The sequence below is a fragment of the Paenibacillus sp. FSL K6-2859 genome (assembly GCF_038008265.1).
GTDB lineage: Bacteria > Bacillota > Bacilli > Paenibacillales > Paenibacillaceae > Paenibacillus_AQ > Paenibacillus_AQ nitricinens.
The window spans coordinates 13,244-39,387 of the sequence record NZ_JBBOYU010000003.1 but is presented as its reverse complement, the minus strand read 5'-3'; the positions used below and the strand labels follow the sequence as shown (position 1 = coordinate 39,387).

The 26,144-nt window shown below is 39.4% G+C and carries 28 protein-coding genes; 26 read left to right on the top strand and 2 right to left on the bottom strand.

Going from position 1 to position 26,144, the window contains the following annotated elements:
* Positions 1-146: 146 nt before the first annotated feature.
* The 13 genes from ltrA to MHB64_RS32700 all read left to right on the top strand — a co-directional run bounded on the left by ltrA (position 147) and on the right by MHB64_RS32700 (position 9,585).
* Entirely contained in the window at positions 147-1,409 is a 1,263-nt protein-coding gene (gene ltrA / locus MHB64_RS32760; RefSeq protein WP_341136402.1) for a group II intron reverse transcriptase/maturase, read from the top strand.
* A complete protein-coding gene (locus MHB64_RS32755) occupies positions 1,406-1,537 on the top strand; it encodes a hypothetical protein (protein ID WP_341136401.1) in 132 nt (43 codons plus the stop codon). The genes ltrA and MHB64_RS32755 overlap by 4 nt, the downstream gene beginning before the upstream one ends.
* A gap of 469 nt (positions 1,538-2,006) precedes the next feature.
* A complete protein-coding gene (locus MHB64_RS32750; RefSeq protein WP_341109577.1) occupies positions 2,007-3,044 on the top strand; it encodes a hypothetical protein in 1,038 nt (345 codons plus the stop codon).
* Positions 3,037-3,399 (top strand): hypothetical protein, encoded by a 363-nt coding sequence (locus tag MHB64_RS32745; protein WP_094875938.1) that lies wholly within the window; start codon positions 3,037-3,039, stop codon positions 3,397-3,399. The genes MHB64_RS32750 and MHB64_RS32745 overlap by 8 nt, the downstream gene beginning before the upstream one ends.
* Positions 3,365-4,078 (top strand): hypothetical protein, encoded by a 714-nt coding sequence (locus tag MHB64_RS32740; RefSeq protein ID WP_341109578.1) that lies wholly within the window; start codon positions 3,365-3,367, stop codon positions 4,076-4,078. Before MHB64_RS32745 ends, MHB64_RS32740 begins: the two co-directional genes overlap by 35 nt.
* A gap of 27 nt (positions 4,079-4,105) precedes the next feature.
* Positions 4,106-4,690 (top strand): single-stranded DNA-binding protein, encoded by a 585-nt coding sequence (locus MHB64_RS32735; protein ID WP_341136400.1) that lies wholly within the window; start codon positions 4,106-4,108, stop codon positions 4,688-4,690.
* Between the two features lie 83 nt (positions 4,691-4,773).
* Complete coding sequence (locus tag MHB64_RS32730; protein WP_341109580.1) at positions 4,774-5,199, top strand: hypothetical protein; 426 nt, start codon at positions 4,774-4,776, stop codon at positions 5,197-5,199.
* Between the two features lie 72 nt (positions 5,200-5,271).
* Positions 5,272-5,712 (top strand): hypothetical protein, encoded by a 441-nt coding sequence (locus MHB64_RS32725; protein ID WP_341136399.1) that lies wholly within the window; start codon positions 5,272-5,274, stop codon positions 5,710-5,712.
* 68 nt (positions 5,713-5,780) lie between these two features.
* Complete coding sequence (locus tag MHB64_RS32720) at positions 5,781-6,074, top strand: hypothetical protein (protein WP_341109582.1); 294 nt, start codon at positions 5,781-5,783, stop codon at positions 6,072-6,074.
* 72 nt (positions 6,075-6,146) lie between these two features.
* On the top strand, positions 6,147-7,118 hold the full coding sequence (locus MHB64_RS32715; RefSeq protein ID WP_341109583.1) for a DUF6744 family protein: 972 nt from the start codon (positions 6,147-6,149) through the stop codon (positions 7,116-7,118).
* A 101-nt stretch (positions 7,119-7,219) separates the two neighbouring features.
* Positions 7,220-8,764 (top strand): AAA family ATPase, encoded by a 1,545-nt coding sequence (locus tag MHB64_RS32710; protein WP_341136398.1) that lies wholly within the window; start codon positions 7,220-7,222, stop codon positions 8,762-8,764.
* An 81-nt stretch (positions 8,765-8,845) separates the two neighbouring features.
* Positions 8,846-9,232 (top strand): DUF1257 domain-containing protein, encoded by a 387-nt coding sequence (locus MHB64_RS32705; protein ID WP_094875946.1) that lies wholly within the window; start codon positions 8,846-8,848, stop codon positions 9,230-9,232.
* A 20-nt stretch (positions 9,233-9,252) separates the two neighbouring features.
* Positions 9,253-9,585 carry a hypothetical protein gene (locus MHB64_RS32700; protein ID WP_094875947.1) on the top strand — a complete coding sequence of 111 codons (333 nt, stop codon included), beginning with the start codon at positions 9,253-9,255 and terminating at the stop codon, positions 9,583-9,585.
* A 128-nt stretch (positions 9,586-9,713) separates the two neighbouring features.
* Here the strand turns inward: MHB64_RS32700 and MHB64_RS32695 are convergent, their stop codons facing one another.
* Complete coding sequence (locus MHB64_RS32695) at positions 9,714-11,012, bottom strand: hypothetical protein (RefSeq protein WP_341136397.1); 1,299 nt, start codon at positions 11,010-11,012, stop codon at positions 9,714-9,716.
* Between the two features lie 355 nt (positions 11,013-11,367).
* On the opposite strand from MHB64_RS32695, the gene MHB64_RS32690 reads away from it, so the two are divergent.
* The 12 genes from MHB64_RS32690 to MHB64_RS32635 all read left to right on the top strand — a co-directional run bounded on the left by MHB64_RS32690 (position 11,368) and on the right by MHB64_RS32635 (position 24,260).
* Positions 11,368-11,874, top strand: coding sequence for a hypothetical protein (locus tag MHB64_RS32690; RefSeq protein ID WP_341136396.1), 507 nt, complete (start codon positions 11,368-11,370; stop codon positions 11,872-11,874).
* A gap of 853 nt (positions 11,875-12,727) precedes the next feature.
* On the top strand, positions 12,728-13,489 hold the full coding sequence (locus tag MHB64_RS32685; protein ID WP_341136395.1) for a DNA-binding protein: 762 nt from the start codon (positions 12,728-12,730) through the stop codon (positions 13,487-13,489).
* The gene (locus MHB64_RS32680; protein ID WP_341136394.1) at positions 13,476-13,982 is read left to right on the top strand and encodes a hypothetical protein; all 507 of its coding nucleotides are present in this window, start codon (positions 13,476-13,478) and stop codon (positions 13,980-13,982) included. The genes MHB64_RS32685 and MHB64_RS32680 overlap by 14 nt, the downstream gene beginning before the upstream one ends.
* 488 nt (positions 13,983-14,470) lie before the next feature.
* The gene (locus tag MHB64_RS32675; protein WP_280788135.1) at positions 14,471-14,671 is read left to right on the top strand and encodes a DUF2997 domain-containing protein; all 201 of its coding nucleotides are present in this window, start codon (positions 14,471-14,473) and stop codon (positions 14,669-14,671) included.
* 59 nt (positions 14,672-14,730) lie between these two features.
* The gene (locus MHB64_RS32670) at positions 14,731-15,300 is read left to right on the top strand and encodes a 4Fe-4S single cluster domain-containing protein (protein WP_341136393.1); all 570 of its coding nucleotides are present in this window, start codon (positions 14,731-14,733) and stop codon (positions 15,298-15,300) included.
* 17 nt (positions 15,301-15,317) lie between these two features.
* Positions 15,318-16,139 (top strand): hypothetical protein, encoded by an 822-nt coding sequence (locus MHB64_RS32665; protein ID WP_341136392.1) that lies wholly within the window; start codon positions 15,318-15,320, stop codon positions 16,137-16,139.
* A gap of 99 nt (positions 16,140-16,238) precedes the next feature.
* Positions 16,239-16,931, top strand: coding sequence for a hypothetical protein (locus MHB64_RS32660; protein ID WP_143812397.1), 693 nt, complete (start codon positions 16,239-16,241; stop codon positions 16,929-16,931).
* A 737-nt stretch (positions 16,932-17,668) separates the two neighbouring features.
* Positions 17,669-18,031, top strand: a complete 363-nt coding sequence (locus MHB64_RS32655; protein WP_094875958.1) for a hypothetical protein — start codon at positions 17,669-17,671, stop codon at positions 18,029-18,031.
* A gap of 68 nt (positions 18,032-18,099) precedes the next feature.
* The gene (locus tag MHB64_RS32650) at positions 18,100-18,528 is read left to right on the top strand and encodes a LysM peptidoglycan-binding domain-containing protein (protein ID WP_341136391.1); all 429 of its coding nucleotides are present in this window, start codon (positions 18,100-18,102) and stop codon (positions 18,526-18,528) included.
* A gap of 72 nt (positions 18,529-18,600) precedes the next feature.
* Positions 18,601-19,638, top strand: a complete 1,038-nt coding sequence (locus MHB64_RS32645) for a DUF6094 domain-containing protein (protein ID WP_341136390.1) — start codon at positions 18,601-18,603, stop codon at positions 19,636-19,638.
* Positions 19,639-19,725: 87 nt separating this feature from the next.
* Entirely contained in the window at positions 19,726-23,190 is a 3,465-nt protein-coding gene (locus MHB64_RS32640; protein WP_341136389.1) for a hypothetical protein, read from the top strand.
* 185 nt (positions 23,191-23,375) lie between these two features.
* Positions 23,376-24,260, top strand: coding sequence for a hypothetical protein (locus tag MHB64_RS32635; protein ID WP_341136388.1), 885 nt, complete (start codon positions 23,376-23,378; stop codon positions 24,258-24,260).
* Positions 24,261-24,506: 246 nt separating this feature from the next.
* Here the strand turns inward: MHB64_RS32635 and MHB64_RS32630 are convergent, their stop codons facing one another.
* A complete protein-coding gene (locus MHB64_RS32630) occupies positions 24,507-24,782 on the bottom strand; it encodes a hypothetical protein (RefSeq protein ID WP_280788141.1) in 276 nt (91 codons plus the stop codon).
* 909 nt (positions 24,783-25,691) lie between these two features.
* Between MHB64_RS32630 and MHB64_RS32625 the strand changes: the two genes are divergently transcribed.
* Positions 25,692-26,132, top strand: coding sequence for a hypothetical protein (locus tag MHB64_RS32625; RefSeq protein WP_094875964.1), 441 nt, complete (start codon positions 25,692-25,694; stop codon positions 26,130-26,132).
* Positions 26,133-26,144: the final 12 nt, after the last annotated feature.

Genomic DNA, 26,144 nt, shown 5'->3' with positions numbered 1-26,144 from the left:
GTGGGTAATGAAAGCAGAAAAAAAAAAATCCGAAAGGACCTAACTGAAGAAGGAAGCGGTGAATCCCGTGAGGAGCTTCGGCAGGGCAGAATTCATCTCTGGCACAAGAGGAAGGTATAAATCACGTAAAGAGAGGTAAAAAAAAAATGTTGGAGCAACTGCTGTCACGGGAAAATCTTTTGCAAGCCTTAAAGCGTGTTGAAGCGAATAAAGGAAGTCATGGCGTAGATGGGATGTCCGTAAAATCCTTACGAGAACACATCGTACAAAACTGGCAGACCTTGCGGCAAGCGATAGAAGAAGGAATCTATGAACCGAGCCCCGTGCGCCGAGTCGAAATCCCGAAACCCGGTGGCGGAGGCGTTAGGTTATTAGGAATACCAACCGTGACAGATCGAATGATTCAACAAGCAATCGCTCAGGTACTAACCCCATTATTCGACCCAGAGTTTTCTGACCATAGTTATGGATTTCGTCCGAGAAGGCGAGGACATGATGCGGTGAAGAAAGCTAGAGCATTCATGAAAGAAGGCTATCGATTCGTAGTCGACCTGGACTTGGAGAAATTCTTTGATCGCGTCAACCATGACCGACTGATGATGAAGATTTCGGCTAAAGTGAAGGACAAGAAAGTTCTCCTGCTGATTCGTAAATATCTTCAGTCAGGTGTGATGGAGAACGGGCTAGTAAATACGACAACAGAAGGGACGCCGCAAGGTGGTCCACTCAGTCCGTTGTTATCTAACATCGTTTTGGACGAGCTCGACAAGGAACTCGAGAAACGTGGACACCGCTTCGTCCGTTATGCGGACGACTGTAACATCTATGTGAAAACACCAAGAGCAGGAGAGCGAGTGAAGGCATCCGTCATCAGATTCATTGAGACAAGACTAAAACTAAAGGTGAACCAAGCGAAGAGTGCGGTGGACCGCCCATGGAGACGAAAATTTCTTGGGTTTAGCTTTAGTAGCGATAAAGAGCCCAAGGTGAGGATAGCAAAACAGTCCTTGCAGAAAGCGAAGGCTCGAATTCGGGAGATAACGTCCCGGAAGAAAGCGATGCGAATGGAAGAACGAATCCAGGAGCTCAATCGATACTTGATGGGATGGCACGGATATTTCTCGCTGGCGGATACGCCAAGTGCCTTTAAAGCGATGGATATGTGGATTCGAAGGAGATTGCGAATGTGTCTCTGGAAGCAATGGAAGAACCCGAGAACCAAAGTCAAAAGGCTCATATCCTTAGGCGTGCCTAAGGATATAGCTTATGAGTGGGGAAATACTCGGAAAGGGTATTGGCGAATTGCAGGGAGTCCAATTCTGCAACGTGCATTGAATAACCAATATTGGGAATCCAATGGATTAAAGAGTGTATTGGACAGATACAACTCCTTACGAAATATTTCATGAACCGCCGTATACCGAACGGTACGTACGGTGGTGTGAGAGGCCGGGGGCTCGCCGCCCCCTCCTACTCGATTACATTATTTGATAATATTGTACGAAATGAAGGTTTAGTTCTTGAAATTCAAAAGTGATGCCTATATAATAAAAGTATATTTTTTATATGCATCAACTTTGGCGTCCAATTGTGTTATGAACGTTTTAGCAAACGAAGATAACCTGAATTATTGAGACGAAAAGGACTCGCTTGTGTATCGGGTAATTTACCACAGGCTAGGAAAACGTTGATGAAGTTGTGTACGAACTCTCGGATCCCGTAACTTACCGACAGGACGAAGACAACATAAGTAGTAAGTAACCTTTCATTGCTGACGAAGACGAAAATTTCGTGAGCGTACGATGATAGACTATACTGCTAGTGATCTGCTTGTAATTGACAACGAATATTTTAATAATCATCATTCCATGGAATGATACACAAAAAGCCAAGACCCTATCAAGGGATCTTGGCTTTTTTTTATTATAAATAGGAAATGTCCGGATCTCTCTATTCTAGAGAGAATCGGTTTACATAGATAAAAATGTTTCGAGGAGGACACCAGGATGGAAAATGAACAAACCCCATCTTATTTAGTAGAAATGGCAAAAGTGTATCTTTCAGAAACTCAGAAAAAGTATGAAAGTGCCCGAACTCAGGTTCCAGAAAAGTACCATGGTTACTTAGCGTTAATTCCAAAGGAACGCATTCTTACTACACAACATGTGCCTCTGGATGAGAACGCAAGAGCTCACCAAATGGGACATAACGAAAAAGGAACCTTTGTATTAATACAGGAACCTTACCTCGGTGTTGATGGCCGTGTCATTTGGGCTCGTGAAGAGCATAGAGAAATGAAAAAAAGACTGGACATCGTTTCTGAAGCCAAGGGAAACACCATTGTCTGTACCATATCCTCCGAAATGTATGGAACCACGACAGGCCACTCTATGTGGGCAGCAAATAAAAACTGGAGTGGGAGCGGAAGTGATATTCAAAATGTCGAAACCAATGCGGTCGGAAGAGCTCTTGGATTTATGGGGTATGGACTCCTTGGAACTGGCATAGCCAGTGCCGAAGAAATTTTACTTGCGCGTAGTTACGATGAAGAAATGAAAAAATCAAGATCTTCTCAAAAACAGCAAGAATCAACCCGTTCTAAGGGAATTGATCACGCTCCGCTCGAGTCAAAAGAGAGTGTGCACAGACACGACCAAGCTGTAGAAGATAAACCTAGTTCGGTCTCTGACACAGCGGGAGATACAGGTAAATCAGGAAACAGCGGTTTACGAGATCGTCAGACTCGTAACGATGTCCAACGCCAACAACGCACTCAAGAAGCCGAGGAAGGCTATTTTTGCTGTAGGATATTAAATCTCAAAGCAGAAACATTCGACCGTATTGCTGTTCCATACTACCGTATCCATTTAAAACAGGTCGATAACGACAATGAGTTTGAAGCACTTGCTGTTGATGAAATTTTGGAATTCATTGATAGTGATGATTTTGAAATTAGAAAACCATACAATATGACTTTCGAGCAACGTCCATCCAAAGAATGGATTATTACACGGATGGTGAACGTGGTCCAAAATCATGGTTAATAAAAATCGAATAGCAGCTGCATTGTTCACACTTAGCGGCCAAACTTCTATCATCGTTTCATTGCCGTCATCTTCTGGAAACGGAATGTATTTAACCGGTGCATCCTTACTAAATGGACAAATTGTAATTGGGCATGAATGCCCAGCAAGTAGGACCCGAAAATCATGCTGGCACACTGAAATTGCTGCTCAAACCCTTAAAGATGTTTTTTGGTGGAAGCGGGAGCTTGATTCAGCGCCAGTCATTTCGATTAACCGAAAAGTAAAAATGTCGGAGGAATGGAGGCAAATCCCCATACCTCAAGCAGGAGTGAACGAAGATGAATCAACAAAACGGAACGAACATACTGCCTGATATTGTTGAGTATGCACTCTCAAAAAACTTGAACGTCCGACGAGATAGCCTATCGGAGAAACAAACATTTTTTGTTTGTCCGTGGTGCGGGGATACCCTCTCTAAAGGGAAGTTCAAATTAACACTCAATCGAGAAAAGGGACTATTTCGCTGCTTCATTTGCCATCTTAATGGAGGCACGCTAGATTTCATTACCACTCTAGAGAAAAAGTCTAGGGAAGTGGTTTTGAAAGAACTACGCGAATCAGCCGGTATTAATGAAACCAATTACCAGCGTAACCGTGCACGCAAACATCCAGCGGAACGCCTATATACAACCCAGCTGAAACTCATAGGATTTGATTCTTGGCCGTCTTCATTCCAGCATTTGGAACCAGGGCACCGGAAGCAGTCCTTAGATTGGGTCTGGTCGGTATGGAAAGGATTCTTAAGAAAAAAACAAAGAGAAGCACTTGGCCATCTCATGTATGGAATTAAGGTAGATGCTTATCCCATGGCAATTATAAAAATAAAAGAGATGTCGCAGGAAATAGGTCACGATTTGCTCATTGATGCTTTTGAAGCGTACGGAAGTGGTGATAAACCACCGAAGTGGGCATCGGGTGTGCGTGAGTGGGTCGAGGCATGCTATGAATCTTATTTGAATGAAATAAAAGAATCTCCTGGTCAAAGTGCCTAGGGTGAATTTATTAAGGAGGACAAAAATATGTTAAATAGAGTTATATTAATCGGTAGACTTACGCGTGATCCTGAATTGCGTTATACCCCTGCAGGAGTCGCTGTCTGTCAATTCACGCTTGCCGTTGATCGTCCATACACAAGTAATGATGGTGAGCGTGAGACAGATTTCATCCCTATCGTAGCCTGGAGACAGCTCGCAGAGACATGCGCCAATTATTTGAAAAAGGGACGTCTGGTAGCAGTTGAAGGACGAATACAGGTACGTAATTATGAAAACAACGAAGGCAAGCGCGTCTATGTCACTGAGGTTATCATCGACAACGTGCGCTTCTTAGAATCTAATCAAGCTCAACAAGACAAAAATCCGGAGAATCATGAGAACTCTCATTCTGGATCTCGTGGCAACTCTAGCAATAGTAGCCAAGCTCGAGGAAATAACCAATCCGAACGAAGAAACGGATCTTCAGGTGGACCATCTGCTGGACCTACTGGAGGGCCATTTGGAGGACCTACCGGGACTTCTTATTCTAGTGGGCGGAATCAAATGAATGATCCTTATTACGGAGATGGTAAGCCAATCGATGTTAGTGATGATGACTTGCCATTCTAAAAATTATATATACCTGGCTGTGTCCAGAATTCAAAAAAAGGGAGTCTCTTCGTGAGATTTCCTTTTTTTAAGGAGGAACAACAATGGGAAGAAAGAAGAAAACTCTTAGCGATCCCCGCCAGAAGACCTTGGATTTTGAACTGCAGCAAAAACCGAAGCTTATTTCGGTTCGCTGCTGTCCGGAATCCGATAAACATGTAGTCTATGGTCAACCGGTGCAAATGGGAGGGCGTGTCTTCTACTGTCCTGAATGCGGGATTGAATGGCGCCTTAGTTTGCGTACAAAAAAGGTAAAGTATTTCCGGATTGATGAAGAAGGAAACACCACGAGTATTAAAGAAATGTCTTTTTTTGATTTTAATGAGTCATCATTTCTTGAGAAAAAGAAACAATTTCAAATTGAGGTACATGCTCCGTCTACGAATATCGTAGTAGAGGATTTATCGAAAAATAAAAGATCCGATAATGGTTCGGATCAAATGCAATTGGAATTTACAACAATACAATAACCCGCTTATCGGGAGAGAGGTGACCTGCAAATGACTAGTCATACCTACTCCCCGATAAAAGGGGAGCTCTGCATGAACTCGAGCTGTGTCAAATACCGTCAGTTAGATAAAATAAGACGGGATAAATACTTAGAACGAGGTCAGAGCCTTCTGGAAAGATTTTTGGACCAAGACGACGTATCTACTCATTTTAATTTCACCAGTCATGCTACAAAGCGATGTGTTGAACGTGCAATTAATACACGCAGGTTGCTGGAAATAGTAGTTGCAGATGGATTTGCCGTAGATTGTAATACGGATAATGAATCCATTGTCGTACATGGATGCGAAAAAATCGAAAAAGGAAAGTACCGTCATTTACACGTGGTATTGCAATTGGATACGAATGGTCCTTATATCGAAGCAAAAGTCGTAACAGTCTTTGATCCAAAAGCATCATCTCATTTGTATAACGACTCACTCGATTTTCGGGTTTGTTGGTGTCAGCCCCATGAGTTAGATGCTTGGGTATAGATGATAAACTTGAAAATATCTAAAGCCGTGCTACCATAGCCTTATCTAATTAATAAGGGGCTGTGCGTATGAAGCGTCGAAAGGGGATTCGTAAGATGTCATTAACTGAAGCGCTGGACATCCAGCAAAGAGGTCCGATTACTAAGTTCTGTTCATGTACTGAACCAGTAGTTGACATCAAACCTACTCAGCTTATCCTGCATGGAATTACCGTGCCGAATATGCCAACACCGATGTGCGCATCTTGTGGCGAACATATCCATAATGCATCGATCATGATAGCCGTGGAGGACCTACAGGAAGAACATCAGCTGCAGGGTGCCTATCGTCTAGAGCAATTGTTGAATATCGAAAAAAACTAAAAACCGGTGTAAAGAAAAGGTCACTGTAATCAGTGGCTTTTTGTTTTGCCGAATAAATTTGGAGGAAAACTCATGAGAACAGGATTAATGAACAACTATGCAGCTGTCGGTATGGAAGATCGGAATAACGTGAGTATTGTTGGGCATCTTTGCTGGTATTCCTGTACAGCTAAGCTGATTGCGAGAAGCTTGCTGAGAGATTACATTGGACTCTCGGGCGTCTCCGATCGATTTATGCCAAATGATATTAGGATTCCGGATGCATTTCGCCGTGCCACCAGCGCCATTGCAGGGAAAAAGCAAATCAAGATGGGGAATGACACTGTAAGCTATTTAGTGAAAGAAGTTGTTTCTACCCGGGAGATGGTACAGCGTAACGTAGTCCGCGAAGTAATTAACTCTCGGAAAACTAATAAACTGCGCTATGACACCGAAGAGGCGATTATTACCCTTGATAAGGAAAACAATAATACTATCCATACTAGCATTTATAACACAGAGGTGGAGCCACTAGTCGAAAAAGCAATAGAACTCTTCGAGACATTCAAAACCACGCATGATGATGCAGCGATTCGGGCGATGCTTAAAAATATCATCAACAGTATGAGCCCTGTTATGGTGAAAATATCTGGTGGAGTATATTTTATCCCTATAAAGTATGAAGAAGAACTCATGGCTTTCTGTGACCTCGCAAACCAAATCAGTCCAGAAGAGGCACACATGGTTCCAATGATCAAGACGTCCAGTAATATGGATTTAATTCGAAAATCAACTGTAAAGCAGCTTAATGAATCTTTTCAAAAGCTGAAAAATACTTATGACAACGAGCAGGCATCGGCAGCAGATATTACCATTGCGGTTGAAAGCTGTAATTTGTCTTTTAAAGTTATTGAAGATTACAAGGAACTCTTACAAGGAGACTTGTCCACTGTGGAACAATCCCTAGGAAGCATGCAACGTATGTTACGGGATTTGTCATCACGCAAAAAAAATCATACAGCTAAGGATGATGGCCGTCAGCTGCGCTTTCTTGAATTAGATTAATTCAGAAAGCACCCGGCCGATTCACTTAATACTCAAGCCGCTATTCCAATTGGAAATGCGGCTTTTTTCATAAAAAAATATTCATTCAAAGGAGAATTTTCATGAGTGTTAATACAATTGTCAATTATATCAAGGCTGCATATCCGGTAATTTGGGTCAAATCCTTTGAAGAGGAACGTTGCCTGAAAGAAATTGGAAAAATCGCAAAAGAACGAGCTAAGCAGCTGAAGGTATGGAGTATCACTCAAGGGTTTATGAATCGGGTAGATCCTTCAGATGATTCTGGTCATGAAATTACAGATCCGATAACTGCACTTGAGTTTATCAAAAACGATACAGAAACACACACTATCTATGTCCTTCAAAGCTTTCATTTCTTTTTGGAGGATAATCCTATGGTTCTGCAATTATTAAAAGATTTGATTAATCACTGCAAAAGTCATGCTAAATCGATAATTTTCTTGTCCTGTCGGATAGTGCTTCCAGTAGAGATCGAAAAAGAAGTTGCTGTATTGGACTTCGATCTTCCAAATTTGGAGGAACTGGGACAGATATTGGACGATATCTTATCTCCATCAGGTAATGCCATTGAGGTAAGTAATCGTAAACGTATCCTTGAGAGTGCCCTTGGACTTACTGCAGCAGAAGCAGAAAATGCTTTTTCGTTAGCTATTGTCGTCCATAAGGCACTTAATGAGGAATCCGTTAAGACCATCCAACAAGAAAAAGCAAACATTGTTAAAAAATCCGGAATGATGGAGTTTATCCCTCCAACCAATACCATAAACGATATTGGTGGGGCTTCGAATTTTAAAGAATGGGCGCAAAAACGGCTTAAAGCCTTTACAGAGGAAGCTAGAAAGTTTGGCATACAACCTCCCAAAGGGGTTGTCTTAACTGGTATAGCAGGAAACGGAAAATCTGCTATGGCTAAAGGTTTGGGTAATTTCTGGCAGCTTCCAATCCTAAGATTCGATGTTGGAAGTGTTTTCGGTTCACTAGTTGGTCAATCCGAGGATAATATGAGCCGGGCGCTCAAGATGGCAGAAACAATAGCTCCCTGTATTGTGTGGATTGATGAAATTGAGAAAGCATTTTCGGGTTTAAGTAGTTCTGGCTCGTCTGATGGCGGTACAACCTCTCGTGTTCATGGATACTTTCTCACTTGGTTGCAAGAAAAGAAGGAGAACGTATTTGTACTGGCAACAGCTAACAATATCAGAACGCTTCCACCTGAATTAACACGTAAAGGACGCTTCGATGAAATTTTTTGGTTTGATTTACCAGAACCAGAAGATCGCAAAGAAATTCTCTCAATACACCTACGTAAGCGTGGTCGCGAACCTGAAAAATTCAACTTGGATTTAGTGGTGAAAAAAACGAAGGATTTTGTTGGTGCAGAACTTGAACAGGTGGTTGTAGATGGACTAAATATAGCTTTTTCAGAGGATAACGATTTAAATACACAACACCTTCTGGATGCAGCCGAAACGACTGTACCGCTATCTAAATCCAAATCGACTGAAATCGAGGATATGAGAAAGTGGGCGCTTGAGAACGCGCGCATGGCATCTACATCACATTCACAGAAAAATTCATCTGTGGTTTCATTTCCAGGCAGTCGAAGAGAACTTAGTACTGATTGATTCTAATAAAATTCTGCAGGTCCTAAATAACATGGGAACTGACTAGCATTCAAATGGGTTAAATAAAAGGAGGAATTTATCATGTCTCATTACTCAACAATCCAAATGATAATCACTAATATACCAGCACTGAAAACCGCTGCAGAAGCATTGGAGTTGCTTCTGATCGAGAATGGCATCTGCCGTGGTTATACCCGCTCCCAAGATATAAAAGCAGATTATGTAATTCAACTCAAAGGTCCATATGATGTAGCCGTCATCAAAGGCCAGAACGGCGCATATTCCATGGAAACCGACTGGTGGGCTGGCCATGTGGAGAAAGAAATTGGTAAGAACGGTGGACGCCTCCTTCAGGAATACGGAATCGCGGTAACCATTCAAAAAGCCCGCAAACAAGGTCATACCGTACACCGTAAAGTCGCGGCCGATGGTACGGTGAAATTGCAGGTTACAGTGAGCGGACTTTAATAATGAGGGGAGAGATTATAATGGCTATTATTCAACAGTATGTTATGTTACAGATGATTGTTGCTATTTTAGCATCTCTAAGCTGTGATAAAGTCCGGCTCTATTCAATACAGAGTAGTTGCCTGTCTCTAAATCAAAAAAGAGTTCTTCCATCATGGAGTTCGAAGAAAGATGGACTAATTGATAAAGCTCAAGGGAAAGAAGTAGTTTATGTTGATGTTCCCCTTTGCTTTCTGTTTTCTGCAGACTTTCCTTTTTACTCGGCAGGACGCGGAAATATCTACAAACTCAAGGATAATGCACTTCGGTATGCTAAACGTAGCTGTCGGCCTCTGAGGATTAAAACCGTTTAATTGCCGGTTCCAGTAGGCTGTTTATTTAGTAGAGTCATTAAAATAAAAGAGCTGCAGCTATCATCATAGATGATAACTGCAGCTCTTTTTTTATGTCTACATTTTGTATAATCTACAGAATCGTCGTCTCAGCCTTCCATTTTGTGTAATAGCTTATCAAAGCATTCATTTCGATCCGCCCACTCCCAGTACAACTCCTCCAGAGGTGTAGAATCATATTCATCATTTTCTTCAACCAATCTATGAGCTGAAGGTAAGTATTCTTCCTTGACCTTCTCCAGCCATCGTTCGAAAAACACAAAGCCTGGAATATCATATTCCATTCCTAATTTGGCCAATTGAATAAGATCATCAATATCATCATCAGCAATATATCCATTTTGATACCAACCACTAAGCCCACCATTTTCAACTTGACGATTTAAATAGGCAAGTTGCACAGCCGCTTTTTCTGAAGGTAAGATTCGTTCTAGCCAAATCGGGCGTATATAGTTTACAAATGAATATTGCTGATTCTCTTCTGTTATTTCATTAAGCACTAGTTCCGCATTGAATAGCAATCTGTCATGGATCGTGTGTATTTCCAAATTCCATATGTTATTATATCCGGTCATTTCAATCGATGCTTCTACTTTCGGTCCAATCTGATTATGAGCAAACATTCTTCTTTTGGGAGAACTTGCAGGAGTTATATATGTCACAATGAAATCTTTTCTATTTAGATTACCAATCACTGACATCATCTCATCTTCATCTGCTTCATCAAGTACAACGAAGTCGGCATTATTAGAAAAAACTCTTCTCTCCAGGTTATCCGGTTCTAAATCATAATTTTGAAGTGGTAGCCTTGAGATATAACGAAATCGAATGTTTAGGTCTTGCAAGCGAAGAAGCTCATTTAGCATTTTGGTTTTTCCGCTGCCAATATCACCAGTAATTAAGATGCCCTTTCGATCTTGGACTAACTCCAATAAAGCTTCAGCTTCGAAAAGAGATAAATTCCATTGAGTGATTCTATGTACTAGCAAAGGATCGTGCTTAGTTTTCTCAACCTTATATGAATCAAACGTTAAAGGAATAACCATACCCTCCGTAATACCTAGCGTCGCGCTTAGCTTGCTATACACCTCTTCGATATTCCAGCTTACTTGTTTCCAATCCTTCAACCCCAATGGATGATGTGAATTATCCCCCGTGAAAATATTAAAGCTATAGCGGACTGTCTTCGTATCAGATTTGCTTGTTATCCGGATAGATTCACCATTGATTAAGAGGACAATGTGATCTTCCATCATTCCCGCGTTAACCAAAGGGTCCGAAGCTATGGCAGCAGCAGCCTTATAGTCATCACACTCAAAATCTCCTGACCAGATCCTAACTTTAATTTCTGGCGTAACTTGAAAATTTGAATATATACGATATCGCATAGTTGTCCTCCTTATTATTCGAAATCTTTGATTTCACTTATTCCCAAAGGATTAACTTCGAAAACTTTATAATTCGGTTTTAAAGATAGATCACCATAACTTATATTCTCATAATCTTAAGTTTTTACAAGAGTTGACCAGTTAATATTACGAGCATTTTCATAACTATTAAATTAACTTTTCATACTATAGATGCGGGTAGCTATAATTATTATAATAAGAGAGAAGTAAATGTAACTTGAAATCTGTCAATAGATTATAGAAGGAACGTCCCTAATCTATAAGTTAACAATCATTATACTACTTGTTTTTAATTTGCACTTGTTTGCAGCTCATATAAATAGGAGGAGATTTTTTGTTTAAATACCAAAAAAATAGATATGAAAGCATTTATGAATGGATGTCGAATAATCCAGATTCTAGTTGCTTCTATTGTGGAAAAAAAAGAGAAGACGACGAAATGGCTCATTACTTCTTCTCTGAGAGAAAAGTAGGGATATGTAAGATATGTATGATGGACTTTCGTATTGGACATCTTGCTACTGATCGACATGTCGTTGAACGTATCCTTGAAGAAAAGGGATATAAGCGTAAAGTAGATGTACTGAACTGGTTTAGACGGGAAGGGTATCAACTTCTGGAAGCTGATGAATTTGGAGAGGGAGAATACAAGGGCACTGCTTTTAACTTCATCAATAATAATGAACAATGGAATGAGCTTCAGAAAGAATTAATGGCTCAGAGTAAGATGAAATCCGATCAAGTTTTTTGGATTGAAGAAAACGATCGCATAGCAGAACTATCGAATGGCGCAACAAGAATTGAAATCTATAATTCCGGACAAATACACATCGTGTATTGATGTTTTTTTGAGTGAATAAATTTATAAACTCGTATAAGAGTATGTACATGTGGTAGCACTTGGTACTGCCAATGTACAACTGCTGCGAACACGTGTAGAAGAAGGAGGGAGACTCGGTGATACCGGTCTCCCTTTTTCCAATTTCAATTCATCTCTTCAAGGGCTGACGCAAAAACTGATCTTTTGCCGCGAAGCCAACTTCGTATCTCTTTTTTAGCATCTTCTGTCTTCACAAGGGTTAGGATCTCGTTTAATAAGACATCGCTTGGTGTCTGAAATAATTTGATATCGGAGATTGAATTTGGTGAAAATTCTTCGATAACTCTCAATTGATAATAGTCCTGCATGCGGTCTAATAGATGCTATTTCCGGTTCGTACAGTCTGCGCATTCGTGCGGATCCAGAAGACTAAGTAACATCTCCCGCTCCTGGTAACTCAAATAATGCCGACTCTTACAACCAATGAAACAACCAGTATCCGCATTTAGGGTCACTGCCGTAATCTCATACTGCCCGTTTCGGGTCCAATATTGCTGGATTTCAAGTTTTCGTCCGGAACTTGCAGATCTATTAAAACTACATAGCTCTAGATGAACAAAACCTAAAAGTATTAAACAAATATCTGATCGCAACTGTTTATATATTATTACCTATACTCATAATGTTAATGGTGAAGTCTTAGAGTACTATGTTCACTAATTACCCAATTTGAATTATATTTTGTGTTTTCTACATAAATCGTTAGGGATATAAGTAAATATATAATTAGGGATATTTCATTATCTATAACTTAGCGATATTGCAATATCCCAAACAATACTTTAGAATGGAGGAATAAAAGGAGATGAATCTTATGAGTAAAGCTCTTTTCGATCTTACCCAGCAACAAATCAATATGGGATATGAAGAACGGAATGAAGGAATTATTGAAAAAGAAACAGAATTTCTCTTCAATATGATCTACAAGACGTTCTTGGTTGCCTTTTCAGATAAAGTAATTGGAATCAAAATGGATATGCAAGTGCTAAGTCTATCGCAAAACTATCTCTTCTCAGACGAACATAAAGGAAATTTGATGAAGTGGCTTAATCGTTTCTCTCAAATGGAGCATCCCGCGTCAGATTTAGATTTTGGAAAACTCAAAATAGATTTTGAAATTTGGTATACGCAACTTGGCGGACAAAACATCGAATTTGTCTTCTCTAGTAACTATCTTTTGACAACGTCTCAAGCAGCAAAAGCATTAAATATTTCACAAGTCACAGTACAAAAATATATAAAGCAAGGCCTAGACTGTGTTAATACGGAAAAGCATCGGAAAATCCCAAAGTATGCTATAGAACTTCTGAAAGATCCTATTTATGGTTTACGCATGCAGATTCTTGCACAGGAAAAGAAGAAAGGTACTAAGTCAAAAGAGGAACGAGCAAAAGAAATTGCGCTAGAACTCATGGAACTTCAATTGAAATATAAAGCTAAAACGATTAAGGAAGCTTTTGCAGATTATGATGGTGATGAAATGGACGATCCTACCGACTACCATCGATGGTTAGACCTGGACGAAGAATTAGCTGAGATCATGAAACTCAGCGGAGGTATAAATGACGCTAAGTAGGCTAGAGCAATTAGCACAAAAAAAACTCTTACCAGCAGAGCTCATGGATATTACAGATCGATTCGGTCATTTACTGGAGACCTATTCTAATGTACCAGGAAACGAAGGCATATATGGTATTTACAAAAGAAATACAAATAAGTTAGATGTGCTTTTCCCATTAAAAGAACATCCGGTTCACGGTATTACGGGGTTACATGCATTAGAGTCTTATGATGACGCTGGTTATGTTAGAAGGTACACTTATAGTTGGAAAATTATCATTCCAAAGATGGGCGTGAGTTTGCACCATATATCCGCGTGGGGTAACGATCCCCACAATTCACCAGATACACCTGAAGAATTTAAAATAGTAACTGAACCTCATCACCATCATCATATTCCTGGTGATCGCAAACGAAGAAAAGAGAATTGGGATGTGCATACCCTAGAAGAGGCATTTGCTTTCGTAGCGCCTTATATACTTAGTGGTGCCGAATATAAAGGTTGCTAACTAGAATGACCGTCCTAATGGCGGTCTTTTTTTCTAGGGATAGCTATTATCGTTTTAACCAATTCATTTCCGCCCCGACTAAATTTGGGCTTTATTCCTTAATTCAAGCATGATAGAATGAGGTATATTCTTTACTTTTAATATCTTTCAGTGCTGTAACACCTGTGGACTCAAATTGTGAAGACAGGGATAATAACAGCTCGACGGACTCATTACCTGAAGGACTAGGTTGAGGAGAAAGATTAATGCTGTGTACAGGTCAAATCCGTGAGGACAGCTCAAGTGAAAAAGTTCAATGGCGCAGACAACACTGCTGTACCTATTAGATTGACTTTTTCTCAGTGGAACTTGCTAAACTAATTAAATGTTATCAATGCCCCTATTAGGGAATCCAAAGACAATTCCAAATCTGGAATAGTCTTTTTTTGTTGTTTATCGCTCTTTATAGCGATTCACATATAAAACTCAATCGAAGGGAGAATAACCACATGAATCTGAAAAAAACAATTGAATTTACATTCCCAGTAGACGGATCTATTCAAATCGAGGCAATTGGCTTTCAAGGGATTGGTTGTGAAGCTGCTACAAAAGGTTATGAAGAAGCTCTGGGAATGATGGTCAAGCGAGAAAAAAAACCAGAGTATCAAATGCAGTTAAAAAACAAAACTATCCAAAAAAATGGTCGTTAAAAAATCAAACTGGCGCAGCCTTTGCAGGCTGTGCCTTTATTATTAAGGAGGTATAAGGTATGAAAATCCATTCCATCACACCCTTCTCATCGGTCAACGGACCCGGAGAGCGCACTGTCATCCATTTTCAAGGCTGTCGGTTCCAGTGTCCTGGATGCTTTAACCCGGAAACCCATTCACTTGAGAGTGGAACAGAAATGACGTTAGAGGAGATCATCGATACCATTCCATTTAATATCGATGGAGTTACTATCAGTGGCGGTGAACCTTTTCTTCAGCAAAAGGATTTGTTCGAGCTAGTAGATCTATTATTTAAGCAAAATATACCAATCATTATCTTCAGCGGATATTACCGCAAAGAGATTGAAAAGCTGAAGTATGGTCATGAGATACTTTCCAAAATTGATGCTTTGATTGATGGTCGTTTTGAAGAAAATATTATTTCTCACACCGGCTTACATGGCAGCGATAATCAAACGGTGCATTTGCTCTCAAATCGATACGCAATTGAAGATTTTCATATACGGGACATCGAGTTTATTTTCGATGAAACAGGAAAAGTTTCCATCACTGGATTTCCGAATGATGATCTTCTTAGCGCACTCGTTTCTAACAAAAATAACTCTTAATGATAGGGGATTAGAAAATGAATAAATTCATTATGATTGATAAAGGTGATGACAGAGGAAAGACTCTCAGAGTCATAAGTGAGGATAGAGATCATTTCGTTTGTATAGATCAAGAAAACCCTACACAGACCCTCTTGTATGAAAAAAGTAAATGTTTTTACATACCGGAATCGGACTTCAATTCATTACTGTCAGCAAAGCAGAAAAGCATTAAAGACTGGCAGCATGCTGTAGAAGAACTAATCGCTGACTTTGAAAAGGGAATTAAAATAATATTGCCAAATAACGATTATAACATCGAACTTGGGAGAGTTACCAAAGCGCGTGGACCAGGAGCATGTTTTAATTATGAATGGTTTAGAGATGGTGATTCTTCATTCGCATTCGATACCTCAGTTCCTCTTAATGTGTGTAGCGAAACTGGAGTAGAAGTATATCTAAAAGGCTGGTTTGCAGTGGATAATGATATACATGTTTTTCACTTTGTGGCCACAGATGAAGATGTAGGGAGTAAAAATTATTTTCTACTCACATACGAAGAGGAGTATCACGCTCGGACAACAGAATGGGTAGTCAAAGAAAGTAACACTAAAAACCCGAGGTTAACTTTCAATAAAGCAATAACGGCTTACTATGAAAATCAGAAAAATAAGGGATTGAGAATTGCAATTTACTACGGAAATCGTTTCGAAAGATATACAACTTTCGAAGAACTTCTAGAAGAATCTTATGACAAAGATAAGGCGCAAATGATTATATCTGACCTAAAAAGAACTGGAGTCTGTGCACGTCCAATTAAAGGGAGTATTGAAGCAGTTTATTATAAAATAGTTCCTTAAGGCTTCTTAGGCTAGGACAGATAGGACAGCGTGTACATCCGCTTTGGGGTCTGCAGGTTTAATGCTGATTAAAAATCAAATCACGATATGAGAGGATAGATGAAAATGATAAATTATGGGGAAAAAACTGCTATTGAAAGTTCCTGCTGGGGTAAAAACTGGAAACCTGTTCAATTCCCTTTTGGTATGGATGCTAAATTTGAAGTTTTGGTCGATCATAACGGACAAACCATACAAGAATATTTTTCTGACTATCGACAATTGGGATTACCTCAAATAAGTTCTGAATATCAAATGATCCAAGGTCTAGTTCCAGAAAAAATTTATAAAGGTGATAGAACCGGGGAATCTCTCATGGAGAACTTAATCATTTTTAAAATCAGCAATGACCAATGGTGGTGTCTTTCTACTTACGAAAATTCTTTGGGAACAAAATTCCAAAAAGAAATGATTAACTATCTTGGTAGTGAACAAGTCAATAAGTATAATACTCTCCTGGAGGAACTGAAAGAGAGTTATGTAAATCGAACTCTAGGAGACATAATTAAATATTCTACTAATTCACTGCTAGCTACTAGAAGCAGTTACCTCTCCCTTAATAGACAAGTTGCTGGATTCTATGTTTCTGAGCAGTCTGATGACAGAGATGTTTTATTTGTAAAATTCGGTAACAGTGAAAGATTGACAACATTTCCGTTGAAGAAATCAAATTTATCAAATGAAAACAGAAGAATGTTAATCGATACCAAGGCTAAAAGTAATCTCTTTTGGAGGCTAGTATCTGCGTGTTAAAACATACTATTCTATCAAAATAAAGCGTTGTAAAATCATAACTTCATTCTCAGCGGATTATAATAATCAGAAGAGCGAGGTACAGCATGCTTAAATTACACGATTGGATTTTGTTGCGCGCGATGTTTGACATCGAAATGTCCGATGGGATATTGGAAAAAAATGAGAAAAAAATTCGACAGCATATAAATGATAAATACTCCTATGAAATGAATAATGGTTTCTTTGAGGACGAACCTATTAATACTGATCGGTTACACATTGATCATAACAAAGATATTAATAATGAGGAATTGATTCACCGCTTACTCTAGCAATACATTATTGTTGTATAGAAGCATTGTATCAGTTAAAATAATACCATAATCTAAATTTCCTCTCATGCAATTACGATCTGAGTTATGCACGTATATTACGAAGATAACCTTAGTAGATCGCAAAGCGGATAATCTCTAATATTAGAGTTTAGATGCATGTGGAGATTCGTGGACATCTATGGCTGAAAAGCTATTACTGGTGATGACGTGAGTTATAAGTATTTCTTTTTTGGCGATGTGTCATAAACTGATGCTTTTGCTTTTATAAAAGAAATATTTTGGTTTTTCTGAAATGGAAGAAAAAAATTTAAGATAACCCATTAGGGATACAAAAGAGACTAATTTGAGCTGATTTTATTCAGACATTTTAGTCTCTTTTTTTTGTCTATAAAAATCAAAAACCAATAGGAGGATACTCAAATGTTAAAACTAGTAGATGAATTTCAAGCGACACTGACAAAAGACCTTACGGCATCACAGGTAGTAGATATGTATCAAGGACAAAAGTTCACCCTACACAAAATGCACCGTGAAGCAGGAGAAAATGTCCTTATTAAAAAATTCGTTGATAGTGATACTAATCATGATGTTTTTATTATCCCATCTGGAAAGGTACGATTTGAGGGTATTCCTGGAATGGATCCGGAAACATGGAGACCTTCTCCAAGAGGTGAAATTAACATCGGAACCGACTGTTTTCAAAAGAAGGGATCAAGAAGGAGGATAATAGATTTACTTCTTGATGGATGGGGAAATAAAACCGTGAATACAGCGGATATTTAAAGGAGCAAAGACGAATAATTGTCTTTGCTCTTTTCTTATTTTAAAAAATCTAAGGAGGATAAAATCTTATGAAAAAGAATTTCATGATGTTCTATATTGCTCATGCTGCCCTGTTTTTAATTGGAATTCTGGAAAATGCCATTCACTTCTTTAAACGCGCCAAGGGGCATCCTAAGCTCAAGGCACAAGTGGCTGCATTTTCGTTCCTTTCACTTTTTTTGTTTGGAGGGGGATTTCCGTTTCTACAGGATATCTTGAACAAAGAACAAACCGTCATAAAGTATGACAACTATGTAGTAGAAAGAGGAGACTCTTTATTCTCTATTGCTAAAGATTATTACACTGGTGACCTGCGTAAAGGTGTTAGCTGGATTCGAAAAGTGAACAATATGGAAAGAAGTGTTATTTACGCTGGTGAAATCCTCCGGATTCCATATGAAGTTGTGATCTCCAATCAAACAGTTAGCGCAGGAGAACAACAAAAACAAGCTGAATAAAAACTTATTTAATTAAAAAAGAAGGAGGGTGTTTCCAACACCTTCTTTTTTGATTTCAAGGAGGAAAAACCAATGGCAAGACTGGAGAGCGAAGCGAAAGGCGGGTTTTATCCCACTCCCCCTGATGAAATGGAGTTTATTTTAAAGCGGATTATTGGGGAAGATGGGGCGACATTATCAATATTTGACCCCTGTGCCGGTAAAGGAAATGTAGTGAAACAGATCAAACAACATCTAGAAAAGAAAGATTGTGTACCGATTACTTATGGTATTGAAATTGAAAAAACCAGAGCACGGGAAGCGGTTAACCAAGTAGATCATATGTTGGCTTGTGGCTATGAGGATGCACGTATTTCTCATAACGCCTTCAGCTTCCTATACCTCAATCCACCGTTTATGGAAATACACGGAGAGAGAGCAGAGAAGCGTTTCTTCCGTGATCTCACAGAGCCCGATGGTTATCTTTCAGTAGGCTCGTTGGTAGTTTTAAATATCCCGCAGTATGTTTTAGCTGATGTAGCAAGGCTAATAGCCACTCGCCTTGAACAGGTCCGAGTATACAGGTTTACGAACAAGAATTATGATGATTATCATCAAGTGATCGTATATGGGTACAGGAGAGCTTCTGGGCAAGGCCGAGATGAACAATTGCAGGAGTATCTTGAAAACCTATCAAAGCGAAGCCAGGCACCATTGAATGCCTTGGATTATCCGGACTGGGACGAAGTCAGCTATATGATTCCGGCACAAGAGAAACCAGTAGAGATCTTTACTTCAACGATTGTTGAACCGGAAGATATTATCAAATCCGAAGTTGAAATAGGGTTCTTGGATAAGGTATTTGCTCAGGTCGAAGATGTCCGACTCCAAAACGGAGCTATGCGACAGCCGGCTATGCCGCTAAAAATCACTCATCAGGTTCAGGCTATTCAGTCTGGCGCCCTCCCTGAACACATGGGGGGTCACCTGCTTGTAGCTAAAGACGAGTCCGTCCATACCGAGCGCTTAGAAACTGATCCGGACAACGGTAAGCAGCGTTTAGTTGAGACTTACGTACGAAAGTCCGTAATTCGTACCTTTGGACCTGAAGGTCATCTCGATTTGAAGTAATACTTCAATCGGCAGAACAAACATAATCTTAAAGGAGGGAAGCCCGATACAACTAGGGGTTCCCCCCTTTTTGCTTCGGGCGAAAAAATGGAACAAATACTAAATCTGATAAAATCTCGTCTTGAAAGACCTTCTACCGCCTTCTCACGACTTAATGCCACTGTAGCAGAGTTGGGGATTGATGAAATACGAACATTTCTTACTGATCAAACCATGGATAGATGGAATAGAATAAAAGTTCTCAAAATTGGGCGATATACAATTGAGGAGCTGCTTGAACTGAAAAATGGTACGGCTGAAATGCCGGATACAGAAACATTTAAAGATATACTTCAATTTAGCCTTAGTAACATACAAATCATATCGGTCGAATCTGAAGGTCGGACATTTGAAGCTTATGTAAAGCTGATTATGCTAGATCCAGATGGAATTACCATTCGCGGTCTTTCCTTGGGTGGGAATTTGACGTCATGCCGTGCTATACATGCTTCCATATATAACAATCGAGAGGTTTATGTCACGGATTTGTTAAATGGAACCGTAAAAGAATACCGGTCCAATTTTCATTACCGTCGGATTGAGGAAGTACAAGGGAAAGTTTGCCATACCTTTCTGCTTCCACGGAATGCGATTGTACAGGAATACAATTATGAATGCATGAATGCAGACGTAAGCAATAGAGCACACCCTGATCGTATACTGATCAGCCGTGGTGACGATATCACTGAAGTAGCTGGACAATTCTTAGCACAAAAATATAGCTTGCCTCGCACATCGGATTGGGCAAACCTATACCTCTCCCTTCTGCCGGCAGATAAATGGTGTGAGTTGGAACTAATCAAAACCGATATGGTTGGCGAATCAGGAAATCTTCGTGCGATTATAATCAGATCGATGCAAGAAAGTGAAGTATTAGAGGTTATCAATGCTGCCATAATCAAAGGTGATTTGAATGTATTTTCGGAAATTGGTGAGGCAGCTGTATTAACTGAGGGGATGACCACCGAGGACTATCTCCGCGTTAATGCGGAAATCATCACAAAGAAAATAGATACATACCTCAAACCACTTTATGATGGCCATTTCTACACACAATCTCTTGGGATGACTAATCGAATTTGTGTACCTGCCCAAGCAAGATCAGTGATGGGAGTATTAACCGTATTAAAGTTCTTGGACTCCTGTTTCCTTGTCGGAGACATGGGTACAGGAAAAACTCAGATGTCACTATCGGCGGTTTTTGCGATTTTAAGAAGACGAATGGAGAGTGGTGCTTCAGATGGATTATCCGTTCTCATCACAGCCCCAGCCATTACCATTCCCAAATGGGCTACATCTGAAATCCCAACTATTTTAGGTGGTCAGAAAATCATTACCACTACCATTAATTCAACAGAAGATGCTCTTAGATATGTGGCCAAAGTGAAAGGGTATAACCCGAATACAAGTGAACGGACACCATACAAAGTGCCCAAGGGCTACATCCACTTTGTGTTGGTTTCAACAGACCGAATGAAACTGGCAGCTAATAAATTCGTTCTTGCTGCACATTGGGATCATATTAAACAGGTTTGGCGTTGCCCAGACTGTCATCAGCCATTAAGATGTCCAAAAGCCAAAGCGAATGAATCAGACCTTTTAGCGACCTGGAGTGATGGTGTCGAGTCTCCGATTTATCCTCCTTCTAAAGAACAAATGAAAACTGCTCGCAAAAGTAAGCTAATAGATGTCAATAATTTACCCCGAAACTTTGTCAAAAGGTACACTGATCATATCCGCTCGTTTGAATGTTCTTGCCACCTTAAAAAAACGAAAAAAAATAATTTGAAAGAAAAGTCAAAAGATGAAAAGGTAGAACGTAAGCGTCATGCCACACTGGTAAGACCAGCACTCAAATCACGTGGAGAAGACCGTAACAAGCCTCGGTGGATGATCGCGGAAATCTTTCAGCGACATCTGCGAAATCATTTTCAAGTGGGTATATTTGATGAAATTCAGCAAATGAAGGCATCAGATAGTGGCCGCGGTATGTCTTTCCACAAAATCATGTGGTCCTGTAGGAAATCTCTGTTTTTAACAGGAACGCTTACAAACGGAACCTCTTCTTCAATTCAGTCGACGCTTTGGCGATCCGATCCTCAACCATTAATTGATGAAGGCTTTAATCACAAAACGAGCAAGGAACAATGGGCTAAGAAATATGGTGTACTGGAAAGTATCACTTATATGGATGATAAGGCCGCAGGTGACTTAGGACGTTCAAGTAATAGAGTAACTGAAAGAGTTATTATAAAAGAAAAAGCGGGTATTGCTCCTCAGCTGGTCGCACGACATCTTCTTCATAAATCCATCTTTCTTGAACTTGCTGACCTGAATATTCCTCTTGTACAGCTTAAGGAGGAACCGGTCATTGTTCCGCTTGATCCAGAGCATCAAGATGCATATCGTAAGTTTCATGACGAATTGGAAGCTGTCTGTAAAGATCTGCAACCAATTTTAAAATCTAAAGCATGGTCGCAGTTCAATCCAGCAACTTTAAATTATGCTTCTCAGCCTCAACGTGAAGTAGAAGTAAACTTCTATGATGATGAAGGAGATCTATTGCGTTCAGTGAAAGCACCTAAATTTCCGGCAGAATATCTAACTGCAACCGAAAGAAGACTTATTGAGGACGTAAAAGCTGATCTAAGCGAAAATAGAGGGAGCATTATTTTCACTCACTATACCGGTATTTACGGAACAAACCAAAGAATTCAGAGAATCCTGGCTAATGAAGGAGTTCAAGCTGAAATTCTCGATGTCAAAACAACTAGCAGTCTTGGACGTTTTGAATGGTTAGAGAAACAGCGGGAAATAGGAACGAAAGTTTTGATTATGAATCAGACGTTAGTTCAGGTTGGATTGGATTTACTTGAGTATCCTTCTCTGAATTTCTGGCAACTGAATGATGATATTAACGTTGTGAGACAAGCCAGCAGGCGCGCATGGCGTATAGGCCAACCTCGTGAATGCAAGGTTCGCTATTACGTGAGTGCAGATACTCAGCAAATGAAACAGTTCCAAAGATTGATGTCGCGTAGAATTAGTGCACTTCTAGTCGAAGGTCGGATTGAGCGCTCAGACCGTATTGCTCAGTACGCACAAGAATCAGCTTCAGGCTTAACCAGAGAACTTGCAAGCAGCCTTTCTGCTGCAGAATTAACGGAAACTTGGAAGTCAGCTGCCGAAAGAGATATGGACATGAATTTAACGATCGTAAGCGAAACTGATTACAAACAATCAATTAGCGAAGCTTTCGAACGACTGACAGCTGAAACTAAGAGATTATGTGGTTATGTAGAGAAAGATGAAATTGATCAGGTAATATCTTTCACAGCTGAGGAGACTCAATCTACAAAATCACATCCAAGTCCTTTAACTTCGCCGCAAACCAAACACTTATATGGAGAATTAGATTTGTTCTCTTTTAATTATGAAATAGAAGTCGTCAAAACCAAAAAACGCGGTAGCAATGAAATTATTAGTAAAGAACAAATTGCGTTTAATTTCTAATCTAGACAAAAATCCTCCTCCGCTTATAGCCAAGGGGGATTTTCACCATCTTAGAAAGCACCTGGTTGAGGTAATATACACGCATTTCAGAAATGACTGTACGTTGTTGATGAGGTAAGAGTGCGTACTATAATTTACCTGATCTTTTGTTCTTGAAAAATATTAGTGATGGAGGAGAATAATTGATGGAAAAACAAGCCTTATCTTCCCTAGTTCCCGAAGGAGCTGCGATGATTATGGAGCAACTCTATCTATCAGGAGTATATCAGAATCATAAGCGAACCAACGAGAAAATTGAGCAAATCAAGGGTGCGGTAAAAAGTCTTTTTTATGAGGATGAAAAACGCCGGGACTGGAGTCAATTTGGTGTAGTGGCTAAGTATATTCCATCACCTAGATATGAGGTTGACGAATTACGATTGAAAGAGTACTTATGTGATTTATCGATATTTGTACCGTCAGCCAAAATAAATTGCAATAAACTTAAAAAAGATCGTCCAGACATCATTAAACAGTTAGAACCCTTTGCAAATCCAGTTGATTGCTACGTCAAAATGAGTCCTAATGTAAACGGAAGAGTAAATATTCCAGATATGGGATACTCAGGGCTTCATGAAGAAGCTTTAATTCAACAATGGATGTGTGAAAAAAACAAGCTGGACCGTACTTCCAAGGTAATGGATAAAGCTAAAGAAAAGCAACTGAGCTGTCCTATATTAGCTAGTGAGAAGAAACTAAGCTGTAATTATGGATCTGTCAGTTTGTATGAAAAGGATTATACCTATGATGTTCCCGCTATTTATCGAGAATTAGGTATGGATTTTTTGTTCGAATTTGCCTCCGTAAATATAGGAACATTGTATGAGAAATTTGTGCCTAAAGGTTTCATCTCACCTAAAGAGATCAGTCATTTCCGTAAAGTAGTAGGTGTGGATTTGAAATTCATGATGCTAGAAAAAAGCGCTGAAGATCGATTTCTTGGTATGCTGCAGGACCGAATTATGCAAGCAGCTGAAAAGACACGTTCACTTAAAGAAATGGAACAAATTTTCTTTCGGGCAGTAGGATAAGCGGTGAGGTAAAGCATAGGTCTTCACGAACCAGAGAAGAATGACCGTGAACCGCAAATTATTATGAAGTTCAACATCAAAAACAGTCCCGTTGAGATATTTATCTACATCGGGACTGTTTTTTTTATTTATAGAATTTATTAAATTTCAGGGTGGACGATCTTCTACCTAGATATCATAATTCTCATTTTTTTCATGTCGGTGTAAGAGTCCCTCAATGTTTGGCTGTCCGAACACTTCCCTGGATTACCAACGAAAACCTAATAAATTTCCAATCACATAAAGGACAGGCACAAAAGCTACACTCACCCAAATTAAGCCTTGAATTTTGTCTGATACACCTCGCTCTGATACTTCCTCAATATCTCCAACATATTCAAAGATAATTTCATTGTTTTCAATTGCTACTCCCGTTAGCTTAGTATCCATGGACAAACTATGTTGTTTTATAAAATCTATTACAGGGATCCTTATTTTACCTTTATCTTCTTCCATATTTAAAACCTCAATTTCTTGGCTCATTTTTGATCTTGTCCCTTCTCATATCAACGCATTCATTGATTCATCATTTCTTATCATTATTCATAATAATACCATTTGCAAAAGTTGGATATATATAAATCCCCCTCTCAAACGCAAATGTGATCTGTTGTGAATTTTTTTATTAAATACTGTTTTCCCAACCCTGTTAAATAGTCAATTCATGTTAATCTACGTCTGAATTCACGGTTGAGGCGCTTCACATATTCATTGGTCTTGTTTATTGTTTATTCTACACATATATAAATCCTCCTGGATATTATGTTCTTGAATCAGCGCTATCGTAACACGGATATTAAAATTGAAAAGCGCATAAAATAGCATTGCGTAAAACTTTTGAACATCATGATCAGCCCAATCACTAAAATTATTTATTCTTTATTTCTTCTACCTATGAAGGTATAATAATCTCATATATTAATTCATTTCTTCTTTTAAGCTCACCTAATCTATGTACACATTTGTGATGATAGGGTAAGGGTAAGCAGTGGACAATTGTAAATCAATTGGAATAAAGGAGAATGCTGTGTACACCAATTTTTATTTGATTAGGTGAAGACAGCATGATTATTCATTTGGTCCTCGAGCAGGCTAAGCCCCGAGATATCATTGAAGTATTGGTTTGATTTTTCGTTATTTCGTAAGTTCAAAATTTAAAATACGGTATAAGACCGAGACCAAACACATTTAATGCCTATGGCGGAATGTGTTTTTTTGTTGCTCATAAATCCCATTACACCGCGCTTGCTACTCTAAAAAGAGCGTAAGCAGTATACAAAATAAATAGAAAGATTACCTCTAAGTGAGGGAAATCAGTTATCAAAAAGCATGACTTTAGATAAAGTCATGCTTTTTTTGATATAAAAAAACTTTAAAAGGAGGTGAAAAACCATGATTTCGATGGCGATTATCACAAAATGCTTTATGCAACTTATACTCCCTTTTGTATCGGGCGCTATTGCGTGTTGGTTACAATACCTGCATGTGCTAAAAGATGACTGTTTTACGGGCTTTTCCAGAGTTAAGCGTGATGGAAAAACATACTACTCATTAGGCTACTGGAAGGCCCTAATTACTGGAGGTTTTGTTGGAGTAATCGGGGTTCACTTGATACTTCCCATCGAGGCCTTTACCTTTTCTAAGGTACTGATCACGAGTGCACTTACGGGTATTAGCGGTATTAGCTTTTTGGTGCAGAATGCCATGATGAAACACAAGGATTCAGCAGCCAAAAGCGAAGCAAAAGCAAAAATTGTGAGTGAACTCAATGCTGCTCTACTACAACCTATTGAAGAACCTACAAAGGAAACCGAGCAGTCTCAAGACGGTTAGTAAACTTGCATA

What these genes read in the sequence shown, in the direction of transcription:
- ltrA (WP_341136402.1), top strand. Translation starts at nt 147, where the DNA reads ATGTTGGAGCAACTGCTGTCACGGGAAAATCTTTTGCAAGCCTTAAAG.
- MHB64_RS32755 (WP_341136401.1), top strand. Translation starts at nt 1,406, where the DNA reads ATGAACCGCCGTATACCGAACGGTACGTACGGTGGTGTGAGAGGCCGG.
- MHB64_RS32750 (WP_341109577.1), top strand. Translation starts at nt 2,007, where the DNA reads ATGGAAAATGAACAAACCCCATCTTATTTAGTAGAAATGGCAAAAGTG.
- MHB64_RS32745 (WP_094875938.1), top strand. Translation starts at nt 3,037, where the DNA reads ATGGTTAATAAAAATCGAATAGCAGCTGCATTGTTCACACTTAGCGGC.
- MHB64_RS32740 (WP_341109578.1), top strand. Translation starts at nt 3,365, where the DNA reads ATGAATCAACAAAACGGAACGAACATACTGCCTGATATTGTTGAGTAT.
- MHB64_RS32735 (WP_341136400.1), top strand. Translation starts at nt 4,106, where the DNA reads ATGTTAAATAGAGTTATATTAATCGGTAGACTTACGCGTGATCCTGAA.
- MHB64_RS32730 (WP_341109580.1), top strand. Translation starts at nt 4,774, where the DNA reads ATGGGAAGAAAGAAGAAAACTCTTAGCGATCCCCGCCAGAAGACCTTG.
- MHB64_RS32725 (WP_341136399.1), top strand. Translation starts at nt 5,272, where the DNA reads ATGAACTCGAGCTGTGTCAAATACCGTCAGTTAGATAAAATAAGACGG.
- MHB64_RS32720 (WP_341109582.1), top strand. Translation starts at nt 5,781, where the DNA reads ATGAAGCGTCGAAAGGGGATTCGTAAGATGTCATTAACTGAAGCGCTG.
- MHB64_RS32715 (WP_341109583.1), top strand. Translation starts at nt 6,147, where the DNA reads ATGAGAACAGGATTAATGAACAACTATGCAGCTGTCGGTATGGAAGAT.
- MHB64_RS32710 (WP_341136398.1), top strand. Translation starts at nt 7,220, where the DNA reads ATGAGTGTTAATACAATTGTCAATTATATCAAGGCTGCATATCCGGTA.
- MHB64_RS32705 (WP_094875946.1), top strand. Translation starts at nt 8,846, where the DNA reads ATGTCTCATTACTCAACAATCCAAATGATAATCACTAATATACCAGCA.
- MHB64_RS32700 (WP_094875947.1), top strand. Translation starts at nt 9,253, where the DNA reads ATGGCTATTATTCAACAGTATGTTATGTTACAGATGATTGTTGCTATT.
- MHB64_RS32695 (WP_341136397.1), bottom strand. Translation starts at nt 11,012, where the DNA reads ATGCGATATCGTATATATTCAAATTTTCAAGTTACGCCAGAAATTAAA.
- MHB64_RS32685 (WP_341136395.1), top strand. Translation starts at nt 12,728, where the DNA reads ATGAGTAAAGCTCTTTTCGATCTTACCCAGCAACAAATCAATATGGGA.
- MHB64_RS32680 (WP_341136394.1), top strand. Translation starts at nt 13,476, where the DNA reads ATGACGCTAAGTAGGCTAGAGCAATTAGCACAAAAAAAACTCTTACCA.
- MHB64_RS32675 (WP_280788135.1), top strand. Translation starts at nt 14,471, where the DNA reads ATGAATCTGAAAAAAACAATTGAATTTACATTCCCAGTAGACGGATCT.
- MHB64_RS32670 (WP_341136393.1), top strand. Translation starts at nt 14,731, where the DNA reads ATGAAAATCCATTCCATCACACCCTTCTCATCGGTCAACGGACCCGGA.
- MHB64_RS32665 (WP_341136392.1), top strand. Translation starts at nt 15,318, where the DNA reads ATGAATAAATTCATTATGATTGATAAAGGTGATGACAGAGGAAAGACT.
- MHB64_RS32660 (WP_143812397.1), top strand. Translation starts at nt 16,239, where the DNA reads ATGAAAATGATAAATTATGGGGAAAAAACTGCTATTGAAAGTTCCTGC.
- MHB64_RS32655 (WP_094875958.1), top strand. Translation starts at nt 17,669, where the DNA reads ATGTTAAAACTAGTAGATGAATTTCAAGCGACACTGACAAAAGACCTT.
- MHB64_RS32650 (WP_341136391.1), top strand. Translation starts at nt 18,100, where the DNA reads ATGAAAAAGAATTTCATGATGTTCTATATTGCTCATGCTGCCCTGTTT.
- MHB64_RS32645 (WP_341136390.1), top strand. Translation starts at nt 18,601, where the DNA reads ATGGCAAGACTGGAGAGCGAAGCGAAAGGCGGGTTTTATCCCACTCCC.
- MHB64_RS32640 (WP_341136389.1), top strand. Translation starts at nt 19,726, where the DNA reads ATGGAACAAATACTAAATCTGATAAAATCTCGTCTTGAAAGACCTTCT.
- MHB64_RS32635 (WP_341136388.1), top strand. Translation starts at nt 23,376, where the DNA reads ATGGAAAAACAAGCCTTATCTTCCCTAGTTCCCGAAGGAGCTGCGATG.
- MHB64_RS32630 (WP_280788141.1), bottom strand. Translation starts at nt 24,782, where the DNA reads ATGAGCCAAGAAATTGAGGTTTTAAATATGGAAGAAGATAAAGGTAAA.
- MHB64_RS32625 (WP_094875964.1), top strand. Translation starts at nt 25,692, where the DNA reads ATGATTTCGATGGCGATTATCACAAAATGCTTTATGCAACTTATACTC.